This window comes from Rhizobium sp. P1_E6 (assembly GCF_056405875.1).
The window spans coordinates 15,208-40,263 of record NZ_JBFUBG010000058.1 but is presented as its reverse complement, the minus strand read 5'-3'; the positions used below and the strand labels follow the sequence as shown (position 1 = coordinate 40,263).

Here is a 25,056-nt window from a genome sequence, read left to right as displayed (position 1 = left end):
CTCCTGATGTTGCGCCGCCGCCTGCCCAGGTGCGGCAGATGATGGAACTGATGCAGACGCCGGAGGTCAAGCAATGGATGGCCACGCAGATGGCGGCGCCTGCGGTTTCTGATGGCAATGACGAGGAGATGTCGGTGTTGTCGGGCCGCCTCCAGCGGGCCCGCCGGCATATCGCCATGGTTTCCGGCGCCGCGATGACGCTGCCGTCCGAAGTTGCCCGTGCTTCATCGCTCTTCGTCGGCGAATTGAGCGCGGCCGGCCCCTTGCGCATGGCCGCGCAATTTCTCGCCATCCTGATCACCGGCTTCATCGTCGAAATGCTCGTGAGGACCGCCGTGCGCGAAAGGCGGGAACGGGCGGCGCAGATGACGGGCGCAAGGCTTGCCGCGCGTGTCATCCCCGCCATTGTCTTCGGCTTGGCGACTGGGCTGGTGCTGGTGAGCTTCAACTGGCCGCCGGTCAGCCAGAATATCGCAATCGCCATTGCCATAGCGGTGGTCGTGCAGCGCTTTGCCATTTCCTTCGGCGGGGTCATCGTCGATCTTGTCACCTTGCCGCGTGGGGAAGGGCCGACGGTTGCGGTCGATCACGCCGTTGCGCAATTCTGGTTTCGGCGTTGCGTGCTTTTCGTCATCTATTTCATCTTCGGCTGGGCCGTCCTGCAGTCGATGGAGCCGCTCGGCTATTCGATCGGCTCACGTTATCTGGTCGGCTATGTGCTTGGCATCGGGCTCTTCCTGATCGCGACGGAGGCGGTCTGCTCGCGGCCGGGCAATGAAACACGGCGCAGTCACGCCGCAACCTGGCTGCTGATTCTTTACTTCCTGCTGCTCTGGGGCATCTGGGTGCTCGGTTTTGACTGGCTCCTCTGGGTCTGCATCTATCTCCTGCTGTTGCCGAAGGTGCTTTCGGTGTCGACGCTCGCGGTCAAGTCGTTCCACCAGGCCGAGGCAGGCTTCCTCGCCCAGCGACGCATCGCGACCGTACTGCTCGACCGCGGTGTGCGGGCGGTCATTATCGCCCTCGCAGCGGTCTGGCTCGGGCGAATGCTCGGCGTCGAAACCACCGCGATGATGATGTCGAACGAGACGATGATTAACCGGGTGGCGCGGGGCATCATCGGTGGCATCGTCATCCTGCTTGCAGCAGACTTGCTCTGGCATCTCGTCAAGGCCTATATCGACGGCAAGCTTGTCGATGCGCCGATCAATGGCGCGGTCAGCGACGAGGAGAAGGTCAAGCGCGCCCGGTTGCAGACACTGCTGCCGATTTTTCGAAACATCATCGCGGTTGTCATCGTCGTGATCGGCGCCTTGATGGTGCTGTCGGGCCTCGGCATCGAGATCGGGCCGCTGATTGCCGGCGCCGGTGTTGTCGGCGTCGCGGTCGGCTTCGGTGCACAGACGATCGTCAAGGATGTCATCAGTGGCATGTTTTATCTGTGGGACGATGCTTTTCGTGTGGGCGAATATATCGAAAGCGGCAGTCACAAGGGTGTCGTCGAAGCCTTCAGCCTGCGGTCCGTGAAGCTTCGTCATCACCGCGGGCCACTGACGACGGTGCCTTTCGGCGAACTTGGGGCAGTCAAGAATCTCAACCGCGACTGGACGATCGACAAGATCAGCCTGAACGTGACCTACGACACCGATCTCGTGAAGACGAAGAAGATCATCAAGCAGATTGGCCAGCAACTTCTCGAGAACCCGGAATGGGGTCCCAACATCATCGAGACGCTGAAGATGAAGGGTGTCGAGCAGTTCGGCGAGTTCGCCATCGAAATCCGCTTGTCGATGATGACCAAGCCCGGCGAGCAGTTCGTCATCCGCCGCAACGCACTGGCGATGATCCGCAATGCCTTCAAGGAAAACGGCATCCAGTTCGCCGTGCCAACAGTGCAGGTTTCCGGCGAGCGGGAACTCGATGCGGATGCCGCCGCCGCTCGCTATGCGGCGCACTCACGCACGCGCGACGAGCCGGCGGCCTGATCTTTTCGGATATGCATCGGGGGCGACGAGAAGCTTACGAAAATGCAATGCATTCGGGCCTGTGTGCTGCGCAAATTTGCCCCAATTGGGGATGAAGGAGGCGGCAAGCGCGGGTGTGGGTAGCCGCGGCACGGCTTCATAGAGCTTGCATGCCGCGTATGTTACGTCTTTCGAAAGAGATTCCCGCCAGAATGGCAGTTGCAGCAGGTACGAGATGTCGGGTCACGGCAATTTGGAAGAGATTTCAGAGACGGAAGAAGGCTTTTCGCTGCGTGCGCTCTTTCGACGCTACCGGACGCCGTTAACGGCTTTCGCCACGCTTCTCATCTTCTGTCTCGTCGGTTACGCGATCATGCAACTGACGGACGAAGTGCGCTACGACGATGTTGTGGAGGCGCTGGCGGAAACTCGGCTGAGTTCCATCCTGCTCGCCTTGTTATTCACGGCACTGAGCTTTCTGGCGCTCGTCTTCTACGATCTCAACGCCATCGAATATATCGGCAAGCGGCTGCCTTTTCCGCATGTCGCGCTTACGGCCTTCAGTGCCTATGCGGTGGGCAATACCGCTGGTTTCGGTGCGCTTTCGGGTGGAGCGATCCGTTACCGCGCCTATACGCGGCTTGGACTTTCGCCTGAGGATATCGGCCGCATCATTGCCTTCGTGACACTATCCTTCGGCCTCGGTCTTGCTGCCGTGGCGGCGATTGCATTGCTTATCATCGCCGATGAAATTGCGCCGCTGATCAGCGTCGGCAGCCTTTGGCTTCGCATCATGGCAGCGGTGATCCTGGCGATCCTCGGCTCTCTCATGGTGCTCGGTCGCGACGGCCGGGTGATCGAGATCGGGTCGATCGCCATCCGCCTGCCGGATTCTCGTACCTGGTCGCGCCAGTTCCTGGTCACCGCCTTCGATATCGCAGCCTCCGCCACAGTGCTTTACGTGCTCCTGCCGCAGACGGCGATCGGCTGGCCGGTGTTTCTGGCGGTTTATGCGATCGCCGTCGGGCTTGGCGTGCTGAGCCATGTTCCGGCAGGGCTCGGCGTCTTCGAGACGGTCATCATCGCCTCACTTGGCAGCGCGGTGAATATCGATGCTGTACTTGGCTCGCTGGTGCTCTACCGCCTTATCTATCATGTGCTGCCGCTCTTAATCGCCATCCTTGCGGTCTCGGCCACCGAGCTACGCCGCTTCGTGGATCATCCGGCCGCTTCCAGCGTGCGGCGCATCGGCGGGCGGCTGATGCCGCAGCTTCTTTCTGCGCTGGCGCTGCTCCTGGGCGTCATGCTGATCTTTTCGAGCGTGACGCCGACGCCCGACCAGAACCTCGAATTCCTCTCCAACTATCTGCCTCTGCCGATGGTGGAAGGCGCGCACTTCCTCTCCAGTCTGCTTGGTCTTGCGCTGGTGGTTGCCGCGCGAGGCCTGGGCCAGCGGCTCGACGGCGCCTGGTGGGTGGCGGTATTCTCGGCCGTTGCTGCCCTCACGCTGTCGCTGCTGAAGGCGATCGCCCTTGTCGAGGCGGCCTTCCTTGCCTTCCTGGTCTTCGGGCTGTTCGTCAGTCGCCGGCTCTTTACTCGTCATGCCTCGCTTCTCAACCAGGCGATGACGGCATCCTGGCTGATGGCGATTGCGGTCATCATCGTCGGCGCGGTCGTCATCCTGCTCTTCGTCTATCGTGACGTGGAGTACAGCAACGAACTCTGGTGGCAGTTCGAATTTGCGGCGGAAGCGCCGCGCGGTCTGCGCGCTGTGCTCGGCATCACCATCATTTCCTCGGCGATCGCCATCTTCAGCCTGCTGAGGCCGGCGACCTTCAAGCCGGAGCCAGCGGACGAAGAATCGGTCCGCCGCGCTGTCGAGATCGTCGCGAAGCAGGATAGTGCGGACGCCAATCTGGTGCGCATGGGCGACAAGTCCATCATGTTTTCGGAAAAGGGCGACGCCTTCATCATGTATGGCCGGCAGGGCCGTTCGTGGATCGCGCTGTTCGACCCGATCGGCGACCATCATGCCGTGCAGGAGTTGGTCTGGCGCTTCGTGGAAGCGGCGCGTGCCGCCGGCTGCCGTGCAGTCTTCTACCAGATCTCGCCGGCGCTGCTCTCGCACTGCGCGGATGCTGGCCTGCGCGCCTTCAAGCTCGGTGAGTTGGCGGTGGCCGATCTGCGCACCTTCGAGATGAAGGGCGGCAAATGGGCGAACCTGCGCCAGACGGCAAGCCGCGCCCAACGCGACGGACTGGAATTCGCCGTTGTCGAACCCGCCGATATTCCTGCAATCATCGGCGATCTCTCGGCCGTCTCCAATGGCTGGCTCGAGCATCACAATGCCAAGGAGAAGGGCTTTTCGCTCGGCGCCTTCGATCCGGATTATGTGATGTCGCAGCCGGTCGGCGTTCTCAAGAAGGACGGCCGGATCGTCGCCTTTGCCAATATCCTCGTCACCACGGCGAAAGAGGAGGGGACGATCGATCTGATGCGTTTCTCGCCTGACGCGCCGAAGGGGTCAATGGACTTCCTGTTCGTGCAGATCATGGAATATCTGCGCGCCCAGGGTTTTACGCATTTCAACCTCGGCATGGCGCCTCTCTCCGGCATGTCGAAACGCGAGGTGGCGCCCGTCTGGGATCGTATCGGCGGGACCGTCTTCGAACACGGCGAGCGCTTCTACAACTTCAAGGGGCTTCGTGCCTTCAAATCCAAGTTTCATCCGCACTGGCAACCGCGCTATCTTGCGGTTTCAGGAGGGGGCAATCCGATGATCGCATTGATGGATGCGACATTTCTGATCGGAGGCGGATTGAAAGGGGTAGTGAGAAAATGATGAAAAACATACTCTTTGCCGCTGCATGCGTCAGCATGCTCGCGGCTGCGCCGTCCTATGCTGCGGAAGAAACCACTGATAGTTTCGAGACAGGCCTTATCCCTTCACCGCACATTTTCCTGCCGCAGGGCGAAGTGAAGGGCGCCGTCTTCCTGATCTCCGATGCCGCCGGCTGGGGAGACAATGAAAAGACCGAGGCCGACCGCCTGGTTTCGGAGGGTACCGTCGTCATCGGCGTCGACTTTCCGTCCTATATGGAAGCGCTCAATCGCTACGACGTCAGCTTGAACGATGGCTGCATCTATACGGTTTCCGATATTGAATCTCTGAGCCAGCAGGTGCAGCGCGCCGCAGGCAACAGCCCATATCACCTGCCCATCATCGCCGGAATCGGCGAGGGCGGCGCTCTGGCGCTGGCCATTGCCGCGCAGACGCCCGATGCGACGATCGGTCAGACATTCGCCGTCGATCCGCGCGCAGGTATTCCGCTGACCAAGGAGCTCTGCACGCCGGCGACCAAGCGGGTGGTGGGGGACCGTAGCATCTACGGGCTTAGCGATGGCGCCCTGCCGGACCCTGTTATCGCCACCTTCACGCCTGCGGCCGACAAGGATGGTCGTGCCCATGTCGAGGATCTGAAGAAAGTACATGATGCGATCGAAATCCGCGATTCTTCCGACGATGCGCAGACCACGTTTGCCGATACGCTCGATGATCTGGTAACGGCCTCGGGTGCCTTCGACAATCCGCTTGGCCTGCCGCTCGCGATCCTCGATGCCAAGCCGAACCTCGATACGATGGCCGTCATCTATTCCGGCGACGGCGGCTGGCGTGATATCGACAAGGAAGTGGGCGGCATGTTGCAGAAGGAGGGCATTCCCGTCGTCGGCATCGACTCGCTGCGCTATTTCTGGACGGAGAGAGAGCCGCAGGAAACGGCCGACGACCTCTCCCGTATCATCGACTTCTACCGCAAGCAGTGGAAGGTGAAGCATGTTCTGCTGATCGGCTATTCCTTCGGCGCCGATATCCTGCCTGCCACCTATCAGCGTCTGAAGCCGGCCGAGAAGGAGACGGTGGCGCAGATTTCGCTTCTGTCGCTGTCGCACCAGGTCGACTACGTGATCTCCGTCATGGGCTGGCTGGGTCAGAAGACCGACGGGGCGAGCGGCGATCCTATCAAGGACCTCAAGGGTACCGATCCGAAACTCGTCCAGTGCATCTACGGCAAGGATGATGACGATGATGTAGCGTGCCCTGCCGTCAAGGATGTCGGCGGCGAGGTGATCGAACTGCCGGGCGACCATCACTTCGATGAGAATTACGGTCTTCTGACCAAGACGATCATCAATGGCCTGAAAGCGCGTCTCAAGGGATGAGCATTTCTGTTTTTCTTTGAACTACGGAAATGCTCTATCTCTGTGTTTTACGCAATTCCGACCGCGAGACCGCTGCGCGCCTTTGCTGGAGTTGCTCAGCGCATCAGCATCTCTTCGCTCCAGCCGAGTGCGGTGATCTCGCCGTTCCGGAACCTCGCATCGTCGTTGACGATGAATTCGTCGAGCTGCGGCGGCGCGACGCTGCTGCCGGACAGCATGGCATGAACCTGCCCGCGATGGTGCGTCTGATGCTGGAAGAGGTGGTTCAGCACGTCCTCCATGCGCTCCCGCTGGATGCGGCCGTCGCGCTGCAGGTCAATAGTAGAGGCAAGCTTCTCCAGCGTCAGCGCTTCGCAGACGGCAACAAGGCGCTGGTCGACCTTGGCCTGCTCCGAGGCAAGTGATGACAGGTTGTCAAAGGGTTCCTCGATGTCGAAGGCACGAAGGCCGAACGTGCCGCCTTCGAGGCCATCGATATAGAACCAGTCGACTGTGATTATGTGGTTCAGAGTCGACTTGATCGACGGGAAAAAGCTTGCGCGCGTGGCCTCAAATTCACCGGGCTTGAGGTTTGCACAGGCGGAAAGAAGCCGATTATTCGCCAGGGCATTGTTGTAGGCGAGCTTTCGGAACATGCGGCAGGGGTCGAAACTCGCCATTGCGTCTCCTCTCTTGGAGCATTTCCGGTTTTCTCCGAAACACGGAAATGCTCTATCCCTTTGTTTCACGCAGTTCCGGACGCAAACCGCTGCGCACTCTTGCTGGAATTGCTTAGTTCTTGTCATCGAGATCGCCGTCGCGCCACACCAGATGACGGGGCGAGGCGGGCAGGTTTTCGATCTCAGCAGCGATGAAATAGGGCGGAATATCGAGCGCGGTCAGGGCCTGGAATGTTGCGGACACCCATTTGAACTCCAGATGGTTGTCGCCATCCTCCACCCGATGAATGATCTCATGCGTGCGGAACGGAAATTCCTGGGGGATTTCCATGAGATAGTAGAAGCCGAGTTCGTGCCAGTCGCGCCCTTCGTAATGGAAGAAATTCTCGACGGTCCAGAGCAGGCGGCCGACGGTCACCTCGACCCCGATCTCCTCCATCATCTCCCGTTTCAGCGTTTCCTCAGAGGTTTCGCCGATCTCGGCACGGCCGCCGGGAAAGGTCCAGAAAGGTTCGTGAACAGCGCGATGGACAAGTACGTGCCCATCACGAAAGCCGAGCCCGGCGATGCGGTAGTTGAAGCGCTGGCTGCCTGCATTGAGGCGTACGACGGTTCTTTTGGGCATGATATTATCCGAGATCAATGACCACTATCTCCGGCGGAACGCCGAAGCGCACCGGCGCGATAGAGCAGCCGAGCCCGCCGGAAACGATGATATTCCGGCCGTTCTCTATGATATGGCCATAGGCATAACGATCGCCATAGCGTGAGGGCACGATCGGCGAATAACCGAGAAGACGGATCTGTCCTCCATGCGTGTGGCCAGACAGCGTCAGCGATACACGTTCGGGCACGCGCGGAAAGATATCGGGCTCGTGGGCAAGCAGGATGACTGGCGCGTCGTCGGAAACCTGCGCGAGCGTTCCGTCGAGATCATCGAGACCCTGCATACGGCTGCGGCCCCATTTCCTGCCCGGCAGGAGCGCCAACTGGTCCTCCAGACCGGCCAGCCAAAAGCCATGCCCGCCCTTTTCCAAGCGGACGGCGCGATTGCTATAGACGGGAATACCGGCTTCGGCCAAAGCCCTATGTCCGAACGTATCGCCTCCGCCATTCAGCTGCGCAGTTCTATCCTCCCACCAATCATGATTGCCCATGATGGCGTGGACACCGAGCGGGGCTTCGAGCGTCGCGAGCGCCTTTGACCATTCGCTGGAATGGACATAACGCGTCACCATGTTCATGCCGGCCGCGTAGTCACCGAGCAGGAGTGTGATATCCCCCTCCAGCTCGTTCGCGAGGGCGCAGATCGAAGCGATGCGGGCTGCGGACATCCAGGGTTCGCAGGCGTGGAAATCGGCAAGTGCGACAAGCCGAAGCTTCAAGCCGGGCGGCCATCCAGGCGGGGTCAGCGTATAACGGGAAATCGTCAGCCGGGCCAGCGGTTCATAGGCGAAGGCATACCCGCCGAGCGCCATGAGGCCTGCGAAGCTGCCGCCCATGAGTTTGAGAAAGCCGCGCCGGCTGATCAATCAATCGTCCTCCCGGAACAGCCCGAACTGCGCAGCCTCCATATCCTTCGGCGGCTGCATGCCGAGATGTTTCCATGCGATTGCGGTCAGAACGCGGCCGCGCGGCGTGCGCTGAATGAAACCCTGCTGGATCATATACGGCTCGATGATGTCTTCAATCGCGTCACGCGGCTCGGAGAGGCCGGCGGCGATGGTTTCGATGCCGACCGGGCCGCCGCCGAAATTGACGGCGATCATATTGAGGTAACGCTTGTCGAGCTGATCGAAGCCGACATTGTCGACCAGCAGGCGGGTCAGCGCCTCGTCGGCGACCTCGCGGGTGACGGCTTCGGCCCTTGCGACTTCGGCGAAGTCGCGCACGCGGCGCAGCAGGCGGCCGGCGATGCGCGGCGTGCCGCGGGCGCGCCGCGCGATCTCGCGGGCCCCGTCATCGGTCATGCCAAGGCCCATCAGGCGGGCGCCGCGGCGAACGATCAGCTCGAGTTCCTCCACCGTGTAGAAGGAAAGGCGCACAGGAATGCCGAAACGGTCGCGCAACGGCGTGGTCAGCAGGCCGAGGCGGGTGGTGGCGGCAACGAGGGTGAATTTCGACAGGTCTATCTTCACCGAGCGGGCGGCCGGGCCTTCGCCGATGATGAGGTCGAGCTGGAAATCTTCCATCGCCGGATAGAGGATTTCCTCGACCGCCGGGTTGAGGCGATGGATTTCGTCGATGAAGAGAACGTCGCGCTCTTCGAGATTGGTCAGCAATGCGGCCAGATCGCCGGCCTTGGCGATAACAGGGCCGGAGGTGGAACGGAAGTTGACGCCGAGTTCCTTTGCCATGATCTGCGCCAGCGTCGTCTTGCCGAGGCCGGGTGGGCCGACGAAGAGGACATGGTCCAGCGCCTCACCGCGGTTTTTGGCGGCTTCGATGAAGATCTTGAGATTGGCACGCGCTTCCGCCTGGCCGGTGAACTCGTCCAGAGACTGCGGGCGTAGCGTCGTATCCAGGTCTTCGCCACGCTTTTCAGGCGTTATCAGGCGGGCATCGGTCATAGGGTATTTCCGTTCGAAGCTTGCTCAAGTCCATACACCAAGCGGCCTGCGTTGACACCCTGCGGGGCCATCAGCGCGAAAGTTCCCGCAGGCCAAGACGGATCAGCTTGGCGCTATCCGCATCTTCGCCGGCGGTCTTCATGGCGGCGGCAACCGCATTGGCTGCCTGATCACGCGAATAGCCGAGATTGGTCAAGGCTGAAACGGCGTCGGCAACGGGGGCTGCGGCCACACCTTCGCCGATCTCCTGCTTGAGGCCGATATTGATCGCATCGCCGGCAAAGGCAGGTGCCTTGTTCTTGAGCTCGGTGACGATACGGATCGCGACCTTGGGACCGACGCCCTGGGCGCGTGAAACGGCGGTCTTGTCCTGGAGGGCGATCGCATTGGCAAGTTCGGGAGGTGTCAGGGTCGAAAGCACCGCGAGCGCTACTTTCGCGCCGACGCCCTGCACGCTCTGCAGCAGATTGAACCATTCGCGTTCGAGCTGCGTCTGGAAGCCGAAGAGCTTAAGTTGGTCCTCGCGCACATAGGTTTCGATGAAGAGCACGCAGGCTTCTCCCGCGGAACCGAGCTTCGAGAGCGTGCGCGCCGAGCAATAGGCGACGTAGCAGACGCCGTGCACATCCACGAGCACATAGTCATCGCCGATCTCGTCTATAGTGCCTTTCAGCTTGCCGATCATGATCTTGTTCCGTCAGGGATGGGTTTCGGGTGAAATGATATCGAGCGAAAGATCAGCCGGCCATCGCCTGGCGCATACGGTTTCCACCGCGGTGATGGGCATGGCAGATGGCGATCGCCAAGGCGTCGGCGGCGTCGTCGCCCTTGAATTCGACTTTCGGCATGAGAATTTTCAGCATCATGTGGATCTGTTTCTTCTCGCCGTGACCGACGCCGATGACGGTCTTCTTTACGGCGTTCGGTGCATATTCCGACACCGGCAGGCCGGCGCGGGCAGGCACCAGCATGGCAATACCCCGAGCCTGGCCGAGCTTCAGGGTCGCTACCGCATCCTTGTTGACGAAGGTCTGTTCGACGGCGGCTTCGTCCGGCTTGTAGGAATGAACGACTTCAGCAAGGCCGTCATGCAGCTGGCAGAGGCGCGAGGCGAGATCCATGTCACCATCCGAGGTGACGGTTCCCGAGGCAACAAAACGCAGCGAATTACCGAGCGTATCGATAATGCCCCATCCCGTGCGGCGAAGGCCGGGATCGATACCGATGATGCGAATCGTGTTTTGCATGGCTCACCCTATAGCGGAGGCGAAATAAGTGCCATCGATATGTGAACAAAGCGAAAACGCGCCCTGTTTTCGGTACGGCATTTACCGGGAATTAAACCGGATGCATGAATTCTGGTCCATCAAATGTGAGAGGGGCCGGCTTCCGCAGGGCTTAAGCCTCCGATGTTCTGTTTACAGGTCAACTGGCCGGCGATTTTCCCGACTGGTGCGCCGTTCCGGAAGGGTTCGTTTTCATGGCTCAGAGATTTCAGTCCCTGTCCTTCAAGGTGATTGCCACCTTCATCCTGTTGGCCACGCTTTCGGTCGCGGTGATTGACGTCCTCGCCTATTTCGCCAGCAGCCGCGTTTCCGACGAGCAGGCACTGAAGGCGAAGGAGAGTGTGCTGATCTTCCGCGGCGACATGCTGCAGGATCAGTTCGAGCAGCTTGAGAACCAGGCGACCTCCATAGCGCGCATCGAAGCGCTGCAGATGTCGATCACTAATTTGAAAAGCGGCTGGAAGACGATGGAGAAGAGCTCCGGCGATGCGCGGGGCGAGCTGAAGAAGGTATTTATCACGAACAACCCGAATCCGGCCGACCAGCGCGAAAAGCTTACCAAGCCCGAGGGGCCGAGCGGATTTTATTATTCGAGCCACGAGAAGACGCAGGGCGAGGTGGCCCGCGATCTCACTGATACCGCCTTCAGCGATCTGCTGATCGTCGATCTCGACGGCACCGTGCTCTATTCCTACAAGAAGAACGACGACTTTGCCGAAAACCTGAAGTCCGACGCCTGGAAGGCCACCGGATCAGGCATCGCCTATGCCAAGGCGATCGAGAATACCGCGAAGGCAACCGACGATTCCGCGCCGACGGCCTTCTCCGGTCTGCGCGTCGATGCGGGCAGCGGCAACTCGGCGATCTTCTATGCCGTGCCGATCGTCAAGCTCGGCCAGGCGAAGGGTCTGATGCTGTTCAAGGTGCGCGACGACGTCGTCACCGGCATTCTAGCGAAGGGTATCGTGTCCGGCAGCACGGCACAGGCGGCGATCATTTCAGGTGACGGCTCGGCCGTCGGTCTTAATGCGTCCGGCCGGCTTGCGACGCTCGATACTGCGCAGTTCACCTTTGTGAAGGATGCGCTAGCGAGCTCGGCGATGACAGTTGCGGATTTCGATCGCGCCGATGGTGTGGCACGCGCTTATGTGCGCGGCATCGACTATCGCGGTGACCGGTTCCTCGTCGTCGAAAGCGTGCTGCTCAGCGAATTGAATGCCGGCTCCATCGAGATCGCCACGCTGCTGACCTGGATCGGCATCGGCGTTCTCGTCATCATGGCTGTTGCCACGGGGCTCATCACCAACTTTCTGTTCTCGCCGCTCGCCCGCCTTGCGGGCGTGACACGCGAAGTCGCTGACGGCAAGCTGGAAGTCGAGATCGGCAGCCAGAACCGCAAGGACGAGATTGGCACGATGGCGAAGGCGCTTGGCCGTTTCAAGCAATCGCTGATCGAAGGCCGCGAACTCGAAGCAGTGAGCGAGCAAACGCGTGCGCAGGCCGAAAGCGAACGCCAGGAGAACCTTGCGCAGCGCGAAGCCGAAGCCCGCAGCCTGCAGGACGTCGTCACGGCACTCGACGAAGGGCTTCATCATCTGGCAAGCGGCGATCTGGCCTATCAGATCGAAACCCGCTTCCCGAGCGAGCTCGAAAGCCTGCGCGTGAACTTCAACGAGGCGCTCTCAACGCTTAACGAAACGATGACGGCGATCGGCGGCAACTCGATGGCCGTCCGTGCAGGCTCCGAGGAGATGCGCACGGGGGCGGATGAACTGGCCGGCCGCACCGAGCGGCAGGCAAGCTCGATCACCGAGACGGCTAATGCGATCAGCGCCATCACCCAGTCGGTGCGCGTGCAGATCCAAAGAGCCGAGCATGCCGAGCGCATCGCCCGCGATGCCAAGAAGGAAACGGTCGGCTCCAGTCAGATCATGCGCGAGACGATTGCGGCGATGGAGGCGATCCAGACGTCTTCGCGCCAGATCAACACCATCATTTCCGTCATCGACGATATCGCCTTCCAAACCAATCTGCTGGCGCTGAACGCCGGCGTCGAGGCAGCGCGTGCCGGCGAAAGCGGCAAGGGCTTTGCGGTCGTCGCCATGGAAGTGCGCGAACTGGCGCAGCGGTCTTCGAGTGCAGCCAAGGAAATCTCCAGCCTGCTGCAGAAATCCACGCATGAGGTAGAAAGCGGTGTGGCCCTCGTCGAGAAGGCCGGGGTTGCACTGACCGGCATCGGCGGCCATGTCGAAGCCATCAACGGCCAGATCAACGAGATCATGGAGTCCACCCGCGAGGAGGCGGATACGTTACGGCAGATCAACACGTCTGTCGCCGAACTCGATTCCATGACGCAGCAGAATGCGGCTATGGTCGAGGAAACGACGGCTGCGATCCATCGTCTCGCGACGGAGGCTGTGGAAATGGACCGCCGGCTCGGCAATTTCACCCTTGGCGAAGGACATCAGCAGCATGGCGGCGACATGCACCTGCTGCGGAAACGGGCTTGATCGTATTATGATTATCCGCTTCGAAAGACCTGAGGATGCGGATGCCATTCACGCACTGACATGGGCGGCATTCGAGCCGATGCCTTATAGCAACAATACCGAGGCCCGGATCGTCAGGGATCTTCGTGCATCAGGTGACCTTGCGATATCGCTCGTTGCGGAAGAGGGCGAAGAGATCATCGGCCATATCGCGTTCTCGCCGATCACGATCGGCGGTGTCGAGGACGGATGGTATGGGCTGGGGCCGATTTCGGTGAAGCCGGAGCGGCAGCGGCAGGGCATCGGCAGAGCGTTGATCCAGAAAGGTCTGGACCTGCTGAGAGAGCGTGACGCGACGGGCTGTGCGCTGATCGGCAATCCCTCGGTCTATCGCGGCGTCGGCTTCGAAAGCGATGGAAGGCTGACTTACGGCGATCTCGAAACGCGATATGTGCAGCGGATCGTCTTCAAGGGACCGCCACCCTCCGGTGCACTGAAATTCTCTTCTGCTTTCGACGAATGACAGCCGCTTGCTACCCGTGTTTTTGTTTGCGCTGCGATTTGGAATAGCTCCATAGCGAACCTACATAGACCGCACCCCTATTCTTGCGCGGCAGGTTTCCATGGTTCCCTTTTCCATTCTCGATCTTTCCCCCGTGGCTGAAGGCACGACCATCAGCCAATCTTTCGCTGCGTCGAAGCGAATGGCTCAGAAGGCTGAGGAATACGGCTATACGCGTTTCTGGATGGCGGAGCATCACGGTATGCCCGGCGTTGCAAGCGCTGCAACCTCAGTCATTCTCGGCCAGATCGGAGCGGTGACGAAGACCATCCGCATCGGCTCGGGCGGCGTCATGCTGCCGAACCATGCGCCGCTCGTCATTGCCGAACAGTTTGGGACGCTGGAAGCTTTGTTTCCCGGGCGTGTCGATCTCGGGCTTGGCCGCGCGCCGGGAACGGATATGCGCACGGCGCAGGCGCTGCGGCGTAATCTCGATGCCGGAGCAAACAGCTTTCCCAATGATGTGGTGGAGTTGCAGCAGCTTCTCGGTACGCCGATCGAAAACCAGGCGATCCTTGCCGTACCCGGCAATGGTTCGCACATCCCGATTTGGCTGCTCGGCTCCAGTCTCTACAGCGCCCAGCTTGCGGCCATGCTCGGCCTTCCCTTTGCCTTCGCCTCGCATTTCGCGCCTGATATGCTGCTCGATGCGATCGCGATCTACCGTGACCGTTTCCAGCCCTCGGCAGAACTCGACAAGCCCTATGTAATGGTCGGCGTCATGGGCGCCGTTTCGCAAACGGACGAGGAGGCACAGTATCATTTCACTTCGGCCCAGCAGCAGTTTGTCAACCTGCGGCGCAATGTGCGCGGGCCTTTCCCGCGACCGCTCAAGGATATGGATGCTTTCTGGTCGCCGATGGAGAAGATGAATGTCGAACACACGCTGCGTTACGCCGTCGTCGGCTCGCCGGCCACGGCCGAAGCTCAGCTCAACGACTTCCTGAAGGAGACGCAGGCCGACGAGGTGATCATCTCGATGCCGATCCATGACGTCGAGGCGCGATTGAAATCGGTGGAGCTCTTTGCCGGGCTCGGTAATTTCATGCGGGCTGCGGCCTAACCAGCAGAATTCAGGCAAACAAAAACCCGGCTGAAGTGCAGCCGGGTTTTTGATTCCGTATTCGATAAGGCGTCAGGCCGAAAGCTTGGCCAGGACTTCTTCCGAGACTTCAAAGTTCGAATAGACGTTCTGGACGTCGTCATCGTCTTCGAGCGAGTCGATGAGCTTCAGCATCGACTGGGCCTTTTCTTCGTCGACCGGCACGTTGTTCTGGGCGCGCCAGACCGCCTTTACGGTATCAGCTTCACCGAGAGTGGCTTCGAGAGCCTTGGCAACGTCGCCGAGGGCTTCGAAGGCGGTTGTGATGTAGTGGCCTTCCTCATCGGTCTCGACGTCATCGGCGCCGGCCTCGATGGCGGCTTCCATGATCTTGTCGGCGTCACCCGCGGACAGCTTGTAGGTGATTTCGCCGACATGGTCGAAGGAGAAGGACACCGAGCCGGTTTCACCGAGGGCGCCGCCGGCCTTGGTGAAGATCGAGCGGACGTTAGAAGCTGTGCGGTTACGGTTGTCGGTCAGGGCCTCGACGATGATCGCCGTGCCGCCCGGGCCATAGCCTTCATAGCGGACTTCGTCATAGTTCTCCGTGTCGGCGCCGGAAGCCTTCTTGATCGCGCGGTCGATATTGTCCTTCGGCATCGACTGGGCCTTGGCGTTCTGGATCGCCAGGCGCAGGCGGGCGTTCATCGTCGGGTCGGGCAGGCCGGCCTTGGCGGCAACGGTGATTTCGCGCGCGAGCTTGGAGAACATTTTCGACCGCACGGAATCCTGACGGCCCTTGCGGTGCATGATGTTTTTAAACTGTGAATGGCCAGCCATGGCACCCCTGTTCACGTCTCATTGTTCGGAATGGGCCGCCTTATAGGATCGGAAGGGGCGATATTCAAGGAAAAAGCAGCTTTTCGATCCTTCCCTGACGGCGTGGCGGGTGGCGGAACAAAGCCGAGGAGATGACGTTTTCAACCGACGACACCAACAGGAAAGGAACGGCTATGGCAAGCTTCAGCGAAGCCCGTGAACAACCGGCACGTCAGCTCTGGGACCAGATCAACGACATCCATGCCGGCATGCTCGGCCTTTCAGGCGTCGACATGCATATGCAGCCGATGGCTCCGAATGTCGATCCGACCACCAATACGATCTGGTTCTATACCAAGACGGATGCCGAACTCGTGCAGATGATCAAACCAGGCAGCCGCGCGTATTTCTGCGTCATCGGCAAGAACCACGATTATCATGCCTGCCTGTCCGGGGTTATCGAGGTGCGTCCTGATTCCGCAAAGATCGAGGAGTTCTGGAACTCTGTCGTGGCCGCTTGGTATGAGGGCGGCAAGAAGGATCCGAAACTGACGATGCTTTCCATGCATGTCGATGATGCGGAAATCTGGGTGTCTACCGGCAGCAAGCTGAAATTCGGCTGGGAAATCGCCAAGGCCAATTTCGACGAGGAGAAGATGCCCGATGTCGGCATCAAGCGGCATCTGCAATTTGCTTGAGTCCAAAGGCCCGGCATAGAGCGCCGTGCGTCCATTCGGACGCACAACGGACGCTCTACCTTTTTGAATCTACAGCATCAGCCCGAAAATCGATTCCGATTTTCGGGCTGATGCTGTAGTCCGGGCCCTTTTACTGCACGTCTTTCATCACATAGATCAGGGGCTTCTTCGGGAGCGTCCGCAGCGAAACGGTAATGCTGTTGTCGGGCGCATAGTTGACGTCGAAACCATTGCCGAACATCGAGACGAAGGCGTTGACCGGTGGCCCGCGGCGATGCATCGGCAGTATCAGCGATGAGCGCAGCCGTTTGATGACGCGGCTCATGCTGTCGGGTCCCATGGTCAGGCCGCCGTCGACCGGTACCATGACCACGTCGAGCCTGCCGATTTCGGTGTAATGCGTATCGGTCAGCTCATAATGCAGGTGGCCGAGATGGCCGATGCAAAGGCCTGATATCTCGAAGATGAAAATGGAATTACCGTCGAGTTGTGAACCGCCGAGCCCGTAGCTGAAGCGGATATCCGTCGTGACGTTGCGGATATAGGCGTCACCAACCACGAGATTGATCCTGGCCTTATCGCCAGAGGCGTCGCTCCAGCCATGCAGCACGTGTTTGATGCCGGGATCCGGCGTCAGCGTGTAATGCGTTGAGTGCGCCTTGTTCATGGTCACGACATCGGGGGTGACGGCCGGCTTGTACCAACCATTATAATCAGTGGCGATGACGATGCCGCCAGGCGTCTCGATCTCGAAAGTCGAATGGCCGAGATAGGTGAACTTGACGTCCTCACCCTCGGAAACCGCTGGGACCACCGGCACTGTGCTGGAGAAACTCGCGAAGGTGGCCTTGGGAATATTCTGCGCGATGGCCTGGCACTGGCTGACCGGTCTTCGATCTTCCTGGGCTTCGGCAAGGTTCGGTGCGGAGAAAACCGCAACACATGCGATAGCGAGGACAAGACAATGCGGCTTCATGCCACCCCTCCGGCGCTTTCACGACGCCGGGAGGATGCGGCATGCCGTCGCAGCGGTCCAGACGGGGCATGCTCACAATTGCGTGTTACGAGGCGCTAGCGCCAAAACTCCGGGATCGTCTCGGCAAGCCTCGGGCCGAGGCGCAGGGGGGCGATCTTCTCCGCCAGTCCCGTCGCATCGGAGATTTCCACGCCGACACCGCAGATCGTGGCAGGCCCGGTGGCTGCCTCCATGCGGCCCTTCGGCATCTTGGAGATGAAGCGGTTGAGCGGCTCTTCCTTGTCCATGCCGAGCGAGGAGTCGTAATCGCCACACATGCCGGCGTCCGACATATAGGCGGTGCCGCCGTTCAGGATCTGCGTGTCGGCGGTCGGCACATGAGTGTGCGTCCCGACGACAAAGCTGGCGCGGCCGTCGACGAAATGGCCGAAGCACTGCTTCTCGCTTGTCGCTTCCGCATGGAAATCGAAGATGATGGCATCGGCCTGTTCCTTCAAAGGGCAGGCAGCAAGGATCGTTTCGGCCGCCTTGAAGGGGTCGTCGAGCTCGGGATGCATGAAGACGCGGCCCATGATGTTTGCGACGAGCACGCGGGCGCCGTTGCGCGCATAGAAAAGGCCTGAGCCGCGGCCAGGCGTTCCCTGAGGGTAGTTCGCCGGTCGCAGGAATTGGTCATGGCGACCTGCGAAGGCGACGGCATCCTTCTGGTCCCAGACGTGATTGCCTGTCGTCACCACGTCGGCGCCGGCATTGATCGTTTCCAGAAAAATGTCTTCGGTGATGCCGAAGCCGCCGGCGGCGTTCTCGCCATTGACGATGACGAAGTCGAGTTTCAGGTCGGAAACCAGGCCGGGCAGGCGATCCCAAACCGCCGTGCGTCCCGTCTTGCCAACCATGTCACCCAGAAATAGCAGTCGCATTCCCTATCCAATCCGTGAGGTAAAATGGCGCAGGCCGCTTTCCGTCAGGATGGCATCCAGGCTTATGTCGTGCGGCTCAGCGGGTACCTCTGCCACTTCCTGGCAGTCAAATGCAATGCCGATCAGCTTCGGAGACAGGCCTTTTTGCCGGAGACGGTCGATTGCCCGGTCGTAATGGCCGGCGCCGTAGCCGATGCGGTGGCCACGGGAATCGAAGGCGGACAGCGGCACGAGCATAATATCGGGGTCGAGAACAGCCGCATCCTCACCTGGGCCGACCGTGCCGAAACCGGTGCTGATCAGCGCTGAGCCATGGGCGAGTTCCCGGAAGACAATGGTCTGCTTATTGATGATGGCTGGCACGCAGAGGCGGGCTCCACGTCCGCGCCACCGTGTCATCAACGGCTGTAAGTCGGCTTCGGAGCGGATCGGCAGAAAACCCGAGATGATGGTGCCGGGCGCAAAAGCAATGGCATCGCCGGCATGAGCCGCCATGTCGAGGCTTTTGGCGGCACGCAGACCGGTCGGGATGGCGTCGCGAAGCGCCAGACGCCCGGTGCGCAGTTGGGCCTTCAATTCCTTTGGTGTCATTTTAGGTTCCGTATCGTTATCCGGCGAAGATAGCCGCTCGCCGTCGGTTGCAACAGGCAAAACACCTATTCTTCACCTATTGGCGGCTCATCCTCGATATGGGCTTGGGCGAGCTTCAGCATGATTTCCGATGCTTCCATCAATGTCGTGCGCTCTTCCGGCGTCAGGCGGGCGTCCATCGCCTTTTCCAGCCAGGCGCGGCGAGAGCCTATGTCCTCGGACAACACCGTACGGCCGTGAGGAGTGATCGACAGTTCGATCTCGCGACGGTCGGTCTCGCTACGCATGCGGCTGATGAGCCCGTCGCGCTCAAGTGCAGCGATGATGCGGGTAACCGATTGCGGTTGCAGGTGCTCCTCCAGGGCCAACCGCCAGGCGGGCATCGGCCCCAGACGGTGAAGGGTGGCGAGGATTGCGATGGTCGACAGGCTATGCGGACCCTCGGCCCGCGCGGCACGCAGGCGGCGGCCGAGCAACAGGACGGATCGCAGGATAAGTGTCGCAGGTGCGTCGTGGTTACTGGACATATAGTACGCACTGCGTATTATTTTCCCCGATCCCAATTCCGGGTCTGAGAGACGGTTGATGGAAAAGACACTCAATCACGTAGCCGGGGCCTTTCGCTGGTCGACTGAAAAGGAAGTGACGGCAATCGAAATCGCCGTACCAGCGCTTGCCATGGCCGTTCCGGCACTGCTTGCTGCGAAAGGCCACCATACGGGGCTCGGCCTGATCGGCGGCATGGCGATGAGCGGGACGGTAGCGCATGGCAGACTGCGGGCGCAAGCCGCGAGCGCAGGGGCCGCACTGCTGGTGCTGATGCTTGCGGCAGCGCTTGCCTGCGCACTCGGGCGGCTCGGCGACGCTTGGCAGATCGGCCTGCTCTTGATCGCCGCGCTTGCCGGTGTCACAGGCGGTTTCGATCGCGCCATGGTCGCCGCCTCGATGCGTTTCATCTTCTATCTGGTCATGGTCGGCGGCATCGTCTCCGCCACGACGGCAGATCCGCTGCTTATCTTTGCCGTCATCATCGGCGGCGCGCTTTTCGCTGTCGTTCTCCACATGGCGATGGCTGTGGTCGTCGCGCATACCCGCGGTCATGCCTCAGAGGAGACCGAGGACGACCGCAAGCCAACCGCCAGACAGAAATTCAACAGGCTACGGCACTCCCTGGTGGAGCCGGCAGGTTGGCAATATCCCGTCCGGCTGGTTTCCTGCCTGAGTGCCGTCTCGCTGATCCACCTGTTCTTTCCCGATCATGACGTTCATTGGGCGGCGCTGACGCTGGTGCTGCTGATCGAGCGGCGGCCGGAACGTTTGCCGCTCAAGACGACGCAAAGGGTGATCGGCGTCCTTTTCGGCGTCTGCTGTGCGGGGTTGTTATCCTTCCTTGCCTTGCCGATCTGGGCCGATGTGCTTGTTGTCGCAGCGCTCGGCGGTATCAGGCCGTTTTTGCGGGCCAGGAACTATCTCGTCTATTCGATCGTGATGACGCCGCTGATGATGATGGCCATGGGGACAGCCGATCATGCCGTGCCGGCTTCCGCGCTCCTGGACAGGTTATTCGCAACCGTCTTTGCCGCCTGCCTGGTGCTGCTCGTCAACCAGGCAACGATTTATCTGTTGCCTCAGACGGCAGCGCCGAAAACCTAGACGACGATGCTGGAGGGAATGGTCGCCGTCGGCACTGCAGCCGACAGGCCGGTCACGGCCGATTGTGCTGCGCCGATTGCGCCATCGGCGGCAGCATCGCGGTTCTTCTCGCGTAGATCGCGCATGGCCTTTTCAAGGATCTGCTTCAGTTCGCGGACGACGGATTTGAATTCTTCCATCGTTTTGCGGTCATCGGCGGAAATTGCCGACGACTTCGGACCGTCTTCGACGGTTTCCTGATAGGCCTTGCGGGCATGAGCCGCGCCATCCGTTTCCGCAGTGTTGGTGCCGTCTTCGGCTGCTTCCGTTGGCGTTTCGGTATCCTGCGTTGCCTCAGTGGAAGCCGTTGCATCGCTTGCGACAACCTTGCCTGTTGCGCTCGTGGTGGCATCGGTCGTCGCGGCCGTGGAAGCGGACGTGGCTGCTGCGCTGGTGGCGGCACTTTCGCCGGAAGAGCCACCAGTGGCAACGGCCGAGGCGAATTCGGAGGCCGCGGCGCCGACCTTGCGCGCGAGTTCGGCCGCGAGACGGGCGATCACTTCCGGAGGAAAGCCCGCCGTCTTCAGCGCCTGAAGCTCCTGCTTGGCTTCCTCGAGCTTGCGCTGGGCACGGCTCTTTGCATCGTCGGCGGAGCTTGCCAGCGAATTTCGCACCTGCTCCAGCGCCAGCGACTGCCGCTGGATCTTCAATACGCCGGTATCGGGCTCGTCGCTCGTGGATGAAACGCCGGATTGTGCTGGCTGAGTGCCGCGCAGAAGGGTGGACGCCGAAACGGTTGCGAGCTGCATAAGATACCCCCGATTACATTTGGGGCGTACTCTGCCAGATCAGACTTGCGTGGAACTGGGCCGAGGAACCATTTTTTTCTCGGCCAATTGCCGCATGGTCTGCTCGAAAAGAGACATACCGCCTGGCTTCCAGCCGAGTGTGCGGATCTTTTCCGTATTCATGGGGCAAAGCCCCGCCTTGTCCGCTGCCTCGGGCAGCGGGAAGGGACAGTTGGCGTGGTGCCGGATGCGCGAGAGAATATCTCTTGTGTCGACGGCGATATCCGAGACGTTGAAGACTTCGCCGGAGATCCGGGCACTTTCTGTTTCAAGCATCAGTCGCACGGCACGACCGAGATCGCGGCCGTGTAATTCGGTTCCCGCGCGCTGGGAAACAGGCTCTCCGCGGAGATACTCATCGATCAGGTCGTCCCATTTGTTAGGGGAGCGATCGCCGTAAATACCGGTTGCCCGCAGGCTTACTCCGGCAAAGCCTGGGCCGGAAAGATGTGTCAGTGATCGTTCAGCATCTAGCTTGACCTGGCCGTACAGGGTTTGCGGTGCTGGGGGCTTGGTTTCGACCAGTTCGGTGCCTGGCGCAGGCTCGCCATAAGCAGCGCGGCTGGAGATGAAGATGCAACGGCGGGTGCCGGCACGCTTTGCTTCCCCGAAGAGTTTGACGGTGCCGTCGAGGTTCAGACGGCGAAACGCCTTTGGGTCGTCGCCTTCGCCGCCGCGGTATTTTCCCTCGACGTGGCTGAAGGCGGCATGCACGAAGAAATAGGCATCATCGAAGGCGCCGATATGGTCCTCGTCCGGATCGAGCGAAAGTCGGGCGAAATCGACCGGACGGGAGAAGGACCGGGAGAGCGGCGCGCGCCGCCCGCCGATAATCACCTGATATCCGGCAGAAAGCAGCTCTTCGACGATATAGTGTCCGACGAGGCCCGTTCCGCCTGATACCAGTACTTTCATGCCGCCTCATCCGGATTGGCCAGAGATGCAATCTCCGGCACATGGCCGCCAGTATGGAAACAATGCCACAAATCGATCAAAGGTTGTAGCCTCGTTGCCTTAGGGTGATCCTTTTCCCAAGGTTTTTCATACTGATAGTGGAGGACCGAAATGCTCTTCCAATCCCACAGTGCCGGCATTGTAAACCACACATATTGCAGCATGTTAAAATATACGGGCAGGCCGTGCCAATCGGGAAAGAATGTTTCGAGGAACGTCTGATCGGTGCGCCGCCAGAAGATGTCGGGCTGATCCAGAACGTCGATCATCCGCCTGAAGGTCTCTTCCGAAGGACGGGCGACGAAGACGCCGGAATTCATGCGGTGGAAATCGGCGAGACTCTCATAGACATTCGGCGCCGCGGAGAATTCCGGGTAGGCGAAGAGCTTGTCGATATTCTTCAAGACGATCGCATCGGCATCGATGAAGACGCAGCGCTCATATTCGACAAGCTGCCAGAGGCGCAGCTTACAGAAATTATCGAGCGGCGAATGAAACGCCGGTTTGCGGCCTTTTGTGAAGGGTGCGGCGACGTGGAGATTGCCGCGCGCATGACGCTCGTTGAAAGCATCTGACAAGGGTAGATGCTCGACTTCGATCAGCCGGCAGCCCAGAGCGTCCAGTGGGGCGAGGGCGGACGCATCGACCCCGCCGGTATGCAGAACGACGATGGAGGCTTCGGCGCCCGTGCGGCGCAGGGAGTTTGCCAGCGCGGTGGCGCCTCTGGCGTAGTCGGCGTTGGTGACGAGGGTGACGTAGGCAAAAGGTGGGGTATGGGTCATTGGCGGCGGGCGCTCCCGCCAACGCCTAGATTTACGCGCGGTCGGTGCCTCGAGATAAAAGCACCGCTCATGATACGGACTTCAGCCGCTTGCCTTCCGGGTCGTGATTGATCGTCGCAGCGATATCCTTCGTCCAGGCAGAGACGGCCGGGACACGGGAGCGGTCGACGCGGTAAGCGAATTTCTTGGCGACTTCGACGATTTCGTCGAGCAGGCCGGCCTGCAGGGTAATCGGATCGAGGCCGAGACCCAGGAATTTGTCGTTCTTGACGACCAAATCGTTTTCGGCCGCCTCCTTGCGCGGATTGGGTAGCCGGACGATCTCCGAACCACTCATCCTGGCGATCATCTCGGCGAGATCGCGCACGCGATGGGTTTCTGTCATCTGGTTGAAGATCTCGACGCGCGAGCCGCGGGCCGGAGGATTCTCGAGTGCCAGCTCGATGCAGCGGACGGAATCCTGGATATGGATGAAAGCACGCGTCTGACCGCCGGTGCCGTGGATCGTCAGCGGATAGCCGATGGCGGCCTGAATGAGGAAGCGGTTTAGCACCGTGCCGTAGTCGCCGTCATAATCGAAGCGGTTGATGAGCTGCGGATGGCGGCGCGTCTGTTCGGTATGCGTGCCCCAGACGATGCCCTGGTGCAGATCAGTGATCCTTAGGCCATCATTCTTGGCGTAAAACTGAAAGAGAAGCTGATCCAGGCACTTGGTCATGTGGTAGATCGAGCCCGGATTGGACGGATAGAGGATTTCCTGGGAAACGGTCTCGCCGCCGGTCGTTTCGATACCAACGGGCAAATAACCTTCAGGGATCGCCGCGCCGACCGTCGAATAGCCGTAGACGCCCATGGTGCCGAGGTGGACCAGATGAGCATCGAGCTGCAGTTCGACCAGTGCGTTCAGCAGGTTGTGCGTGGCGCTGACATTGTTGTTGACGGTGTAGTTCTTGTGGCGGTCGCTCTTCATCGAGTAGGGGGCGGCGCGCTGTTCAGCGAAATGGATGATTGCGTCGGGCCGGTTTTCGGCGAGCCACTTCTTCAGGAGCTCGTAGTCACGGGCGAGATCGATGAGATTGAAATGGATGCGGCGGCCGGTTTCGGCATGCCAGATGCGGGTGCGCTCCTGAATGGAGTCCATCGGCGTCAGCGATTGCACGCCCAGTTCCGTATCGATCCAGCGGCGGGAGAGATTGTCGAGGATGTGGACGTCATGCCCGGCATCGGAGAGATGCAGCGAGGTTGGCCAACCGATGAAACCGTCTCCGCCCATCACCGCAATCTTCATGCCACTGGCTCCTCATGGTTGTTTCCTAAGGGGAATAGTTAGGAAATATGACAATTGTTCAATGCTTGCGTGTCGAGACGTGTTGCGCCAAAGAGGGCCGGAAAGTTTGGAGAAAATTATGGCGGAACGCGGTTTTTCTATTTCCGGCGAACTTACCGAAGCGGGCCATCGCCTCGTGCAGCGGGTCTATTATGAGGATACGGATTTCTCCGGCCTGGTCTATCATGCCCGCTATCTGCATTTCCTCGAGCGCGGCCGCACCGACTATCTGCGTTGCCTCGGCGTCGAGCAGCGCGACCTCGTCAGTGCCGACGAGGAGGGGCTGGTCTTCGTCGTCCACCGCATGGAGATCGACTTCAAGAGCCCGGCGCGAATGGATGATGTCCTGACCGTGGTGACCCATACCGAAAAGGCGGGCGGGGCCAAGATGGTCCTCAGCCAGGAAATCCGCCGCGACGATATGCTGTTGATTGCCGCAAAGGTGATCATTGCCGTCATCAACGCCAAGGGCAGGCCGCGCCGGTTACCGGAGGCGCTGGCAAGGCAAATGCTCATTCCGGAAACATGAGCAAGAGGCAGACAATACCGCCGTTTTCTGTGCGGAGACGCCCTGATACGAGGGCTTGTAAAAACTTGAATTTTATGTGAAGGAATTGCCGCGCTGCAAGATGAGCGCTGTGTTCAGCAACCGGACGATTCTCCGGTCAAGTTAATCCAGGAACAAAATCTCCCGCGATATTCCCGCTGTCATCGTT

24 protein-coding genes are annotated in these 25,056 nt (G+C 60.3%); 9 read left to right on the top strand and 15 right to left on the bottom strand.

Annotated elements, in window-relative coordinates:
- The 3 genes from AC1D35_RS23440 to AC1D35_RS23430 all read left to right on the top strand — a co-directional run.
- Positions 1-1,985, top strand: a 1,985-nt coding sequence (locus AC1D35_RS23440) for a mechanosensitive ion channel family protein (protein WP_477940244.1), incomplete at its 5' end; no start/stop codon positions are given.
- A 214-nt stretch (positions 1,986-2,199) separates the two neighbouring features.
- Positions 2,200-4,806, top strand: coding sequence for a bifunctional lysylphosphatidylglycerol flippase/synthetase MprF (gene mprF / locus AC1D35_RS23435; protein ID WP_113310257.1), 2,607 nt, complete (start codon positions 2,200-2,202; stop codon positions 4,804-4,806).
- Positions 4,803-6,185, top strand: coding sequence for a virulence factor family protein (locus AC1D35_RS23430; RefSeq protein WP_113295372.1), 1,383 nt, complete (start codon positions 4,803-4,805; stop codon positions 6,183-6,185). The genes mprF and AC1D35_RS23430 overlap by 4 nt, the downstream gene beginning before the upstream one ends.
- Positions 6,186-6,280: 95 nt before the next feature.
- Here the strand turns inward: AC1D35_RS23430 and AC1D35_RS23425 are convergent, their stop codons facing one another.
- The 6 genes from AC1D35_RS23425 to ruvC all read right to left on the bottom strand — a co-directional run bounded on the left by AC1D35_RS23425 (position 6,281) and on the right by ruvC (position 10,661).
- Entirely contained in the window at positions 6,281-6,844 is a 564-nt protein-coding gene (locus AC1D35_RS23425; protein ID WP_113310256.1) for a DinB family protein, read from the bottom strand.
- 112 nt (positions 6,845-6,956) lie between these two features.
- Positions 6,957-7,469 (bottom strand): NUDIX hydrolase, encoded by a 513-nt coding sequence (locus tag AC1D35_RS23420; protein WP_113295455.1) that lies wholly within the window; start codon positions 7,467-7,469, stop codon positions 6,957-6,959.
- Between the two features lie 4 nt (positions 7,470-7,473).
- Positions 7,474-8,376 carry a metallophosphoesterase gene (locus AC1D35_RS23415; RefSeq protein ID WP_113310255.1) on the bottom strand — a complete coding sequence of 301 codons (903 nt, stop codon included), beginning with the start codon at positions 8,374-8,376 and terminating at the stop codon, positions 7,474-7,476.
- Positions 8,377-9,414 carry a Holliday junction branch migration DNA helicase RuvB gene (gene ruvB / locus AC1D35_RS23410; protein ID WP_113295375.1) on the bottom strand — a complete coding sequence of 346 codons (1,038 nt, stop codon included), beginning with the start codon at positions 9,412-9,414 and terminating at the stop codon, positions 8,377-8,379.
- Positions 9,415-9,484: 70 nt separating this feature from the next.
- Complete coding sequence (gene ruvA / locus AC1D35_RS23405) at positions 9,485-10,099, bottom strand: Holliday junction branch migration protein RuvA (RefSeq protein ID WP_113310254.1); 615 nt, start codon at positions 10,097-10,099, stop codon at positions 9,485-9,487.
- A gap of 52 nt (positions 10,100-10,151) precedes the next feature.
- Positions 10,152-10,661, bottom strand: coding sequence for a crossover junction endodeoxyribonuclease RuvC (ruvC, locus tag AC1D35_RS23400; RefSeq protein WP_113295377.1), 510 nt, complete (start codon positions 10,659-10,661; stop codon positions 10,152-10,154).
- A gap of 233 nt (positions 10,662-10,894) precedes the next feature.
- On the opposite strand from ruvC, the gene AC1D35_RS23395 reads away from it, so the two are divergent.
- The 3 genes from AC1D35_RS23395 (at position 10,895) to AC1D35_RS23385 (ending at position 14,814) form a co-directional block, all read left to right on the top strand.
- Positions 10,895-13,210: a methyl-accepting chemotaxis protein gene (locus AC1D35_RS23395; protein ID WP_477851738.1), complete on the top strand. Its 2,316-nt coding sequence runs from the start codon at positions 10,895-10,897 to the stop codon at positions 13,208-13,210.
- A gap of 7 nt (positions 13,211-13,217) precedes the next feature.
- A complete protein-coding gene (locus AC1D35_RS23390; protein WP_113309279.1) occupies positions 13,218-13,712 on the top strand; it encodes a GNAT family N-acetyltransferase in 495 nt (164 codons plus the stop codon).
- A gap of 100 nt (positions 13,713-13,812) precedes the next feature.
- On the top strand, positions 13,813-14,814 hold the full coding sequence (locus AC1D35_RS23385; RefSeq protein WP_113309280.1) for an LLM class flavin-dependent oxidoreductase: 1,002 nt from the start codon (positions 13,813-13,815) through the stop codon (positions 14,812-14,814).
- A 72-nt stretch (positions 14,815-14,886) separates the two neighbouring features.
- Here the strand turns inward: AC1D35_RS23385 and AC1D35_RS23380 are convergent, their stop codons facing one another.
- Positions 14,887-15,633 carry a YebC/PmpR family DNA-binding transcriptional regulator gene (locus AC1D35_RS23380; protein WP_113295381.1) on the bottom strand — a complete coding sequence of 249 codons (747 nt, stop codon included), beginning with the start codon at positions 15,631-15,633 and terminating at the stop codon, positions 14,887-14,889.
- A gap of 173 nt (positions 15,634-15,806) precedes the next feature.
- Here AC1D35_RS23380 and AC1D35_RS23375 point away from each other — a divergent pair, with 173 nt between their 5' ends.
- Positions 15,807-16,310 (top strand): pyridoxamine 5'-phosphate oxidase family protein, encoded by a 504-nt coding sequence (locus tag AC1D35_RS23375; protein ID WP_113309281.1) that lies wholly within the window; start codon positions 15,807-15,809, stop codon positions 16,308-16,310.
- 130 nt (positions 16,311-16,440) lie between these two features.
- Here AC1D35_RS23375 and AC1D35_RS23370 read toward each other — a convergent pair whose 3' ends face one another.
- From AC1D35_RS23370 to AC1D35_RS23355, 4 genes are all read right to left on the bottom strand, one after another.
- Positions 16,441-17,286, bottom strand: coding sequence for an MBL fold metallo-hydrolase (locus tag AC1D35_RS23370; protein ID WP_113309282.1), 846 nt, complete (start codon positions 17,284-17,286; stop codon positions 16,441-16,443).
- Positions 17,287-17,381: 95 nt separating this feature from the next.
- Positions 17,382-18,206 (bottom strand): TIGR00282 family metallophosphoesterase, encoded by an 825-nt coding sequence (locus AC1D35_RS23365; RefSeq protein WP_113295384.1) that lies wholly within the window; start codon positions 18,204-18,206, stop codon positions 17,382-17,384.
- A gap of 3 nt (positions 18,207-18,209) precedes the next feature.
- Positions 18,210-18,797, bottom strand: a complete 588-nt coding sequence (locus tag AC1D35_RS23360; RefSeq protein ID WP_113309283.1) for a 5-formyltetrahydrofolate cyclo-ligase — start codon at positions 18,795-18,797, stop codon at positions 18,210-18,212.
- 65 nt (positions 18,798-18,862) lie between these two features.
- Positions 18,863-19,324 (bottom strand): MarR family transcriptional regulator, encoded by a 462-nt coding sequence (locus tag AC1D35_RS23355; RefSeq protein WP_113309284.1) that lies wholly within the window; start codon positions 19,322-19,324, stop codon positions 18,863-18,865.
- A 58-nt stretch (positions 19,325-19,382) separates the two neighbouring features.
- Between AC1D35_RS23355 and AC1D35_RS23350 the strand changes: the two genes are divergently transcribed.
- Positions 19,383-20,450, top strand: a complete 1,068-nt coding sequence (locus tag AC1D35_RS23350) for an FUSC family protein (RefSeq protein WP_113309285.1) — start codon at positions 19,383-19,385, stop codon at positions 20,448-20,450.
- Here the strand turns inward: AC1D35_RS23350 and AC1D35_RS23345 are convergent.
- From AC1D35_RS23345 to AC1D35_RS23330, 4 genes are all read right to left on the bottom strand, one after another.
- A complete protein-coding gene (locus tag AC1D35_RS23345) occupies positions 20,447-21,238 on the bottom strand; it encodes a hypothetical protein (RefSeq protein WP_113309286.1) in 792 nt (263 codons plus the stop codon). The genes AC1D35_RS23350 and AC1D35_RS23345 overlap by 4 nt on opposite strands.
- Positions 21,239-21,277: 39 nt before the next feature.
- A complete protein-coding gene (locus AC1D35_RS23340; protein WP_113309287.1) occupies positions 21,278-22,192 on the bottom strand; it encodes an NAD-dependent epimerase/dehydratase family protein in 915 nt (304 codons plus the stop codon).
- A complete protein-coding gene (locus AC1D35_RS23335) occupies positions 22,189-23,013 on the bottom strand; it encodes a glycosyltransferase (RefSeq protein WP_113309288.1) in 825 nt (274 codons plus the stop codon). Before AC1D35_RS23335 ends, AC1D35_RS23340 begins: the two co-directional genes overlap by 4 nt.
- Positions 23,014-23,080: 67 nt before the next feature.
- Positions 23,081-24,301, bottom strand: a complete 1,221-nt coding sequence (locus tag AC1D35_RS23330) for an NAD-dependent epimerase/dehydratase family protein (RefSeq protein ID WP_113295391.1) — start codon at positions 24,299-24,301, stop codon at positions 23,081-23,083.
- A 118-nt stretch (positions 24,302-24,419) separates the two neighbouring features.
- Between AC1D35_RS23330 and ybgC the strand changes: the two genes are divergently transcribed.
- Positions 24,420-24,869 carry a tol-pal system-associated acyl-CoA thioesterase gene (ybgC, locus tag AC1D35_RS23325; protein ID WP_113295392.1) on the top strand — a complete coding sequence of 150 codons (450 nt, stop codon included), beginning with the start codon at positions 24,420-24,422 and terminating at the stop codon, positions 24,867-24,869.
- The last annotated feature ends 187 nt before the right edge of the window (positions 24,870-25,056 follow it).

Coding starts and splice junctions, on each gene's coding strand:
- AC1D35_RS23345 (WP_113309286.1), bottom strand. CDS start 21,238: ATGCAGCTCGCAACCGTTTCGGCGTCCACCCTTCTGCGCGGCACTCAG.
- ruvB (WP_113295375.1), bottom strand. CDS start 9,414: ATGACCGATGCCCGCCTGATAACGCCTGAAAAGCGTGGCGAAGACCTG.
- AC1D35_RS23380 (WP_113295381.1), bottom strand. CDS start 15,633: ATGGCTGGCCATTCACAGTTTAAAAACATCATGCACCGCAAGGGCCGT.
- AC1D35_RS23330 (WP_113295391.1), bottom strand. CDS start 24,301: ATGAAGATTGCGGTGATGGGCGGAGACGGTTTCATCGGTTGGCCAACC.
- AC1D35_RS23385 (WP_113309280.1), top strand. CDS start 13,813: ATGGTTCCCTTTTCCATTCTCGATCTTTCCCCCGTGGCTGAAGGCACG.
- AC1D35_RS23395 (WP_477851738.1), top strand. CDS start 10,895: ATGGCTCAGAGATTTCAGTCCCTGTCCTTCAAGGTGATTGCCACCTTC.
- ybgC (WP_113295392.1), top strand. CDS start 24,420: ATGGCGGAACGCGGTTTTTCTATTTCCGGCGAACTTACCGAAGCGGGC.
- ruvC (WP_113295377.1), bottom strand. CDS start 10,661: ATGCAAAACACGATTCGCATCATCGGTATCGATCCCGGCCTTCGCCGC.
- AC1D35_RS23425 (WP_113310256.1), bottom strand. CDS start 6,844: ATGGCGAGTTTCGACCCCTGCCGCATGTTCCGAAAGCTCGCCTACAAC.
- AC1D35_RS23390 (WP_113309279.1), top strand. CDS start 13,218: ATGATTATCCGCTTCGAAAGACCTGAGGATGCGGATGCCATTCACGCA.
- AC1D35_RS23430 (WP_113295372.1), top strand. CDS start 4,803: ATGATGAAAAACATACTCTTTGCCGCTGCATGCGTCAGCATGCTCGCG.
- ruvA (WP_113310254.1), bottom strand. CDS start 10,099: ATGATCGGCAAGCTGAAAGGCACTATAGACGAGATCGGCGATGACTAT.
- AC1D35_RS23350 (WP_113309285.1), top strand. CDS start 19,383: ATGGAAAAGACACTCAATCACGTAGCCGGGGCCTTTCGCTGGTCGACT.
- AC1D35_RS23360 (WP_113309283.1), bottom strand. CDS start 18,797: ATGACACCAAAGGAATTGAAGGCCCAACTGCGCACCGGGCGTCTGGCG.
- AC1D35_RS23370 (WP_113309282.1), bottom strand. CDS start 17,286: ATGAAGCCGCATTGTCTTGTCCTCGCTATCGCATGTGTTGCGGTTTTC.
- AC1D35_RS23335 (WP_113309288.1), bottom strand. CDS start 23,013: ATGACCCATACCCCACCTTTTGCCTACGTCACCCTCGTCACCAACGCC.
- AC1D35_RS23355 (WP_113309284.1), bottom strand. CDS start 19,324: ATGTCCAGTAACCACGACGCACCTGCGACACTTATCCTGCGATCCGTC.
- AC1D35_RS23375 (WP_113309281.1), top strand. CDS start 15,807: ATGGCAAGCTTCAGCGAAGCCCGTGAACAACCGGCACGTCAGCTCTGG.
- AC1D35_RS23340 (WP_113309287.1), bottom strand. CDS start 22,192: ATGAAAGTACTGGTATCAGGCGGAACGGGCCTCGTCGGACACTATATC.
- AC1D35_RS23365 (WP_113295384.1), bottom strand. CDS start 18,206: ATGCGACTGCTATTTCTGGGTGACATGGTTGGCAAGACGGGACGCACG.
- AC1D35_RS23420 (WP_113295455.1), bottom strand. CDS start 7,469: ATGCCCAAAAGAACCGTCGTACGCCTCAATGCAGGCAGCCAGCGCTTC.
- mprF (WP_113310257.1), top strand. CDS start 2,200: ATGTCGGGTCACGGCAATTTGGAAGAGATTTCAGAGACGGAAGAAGGC.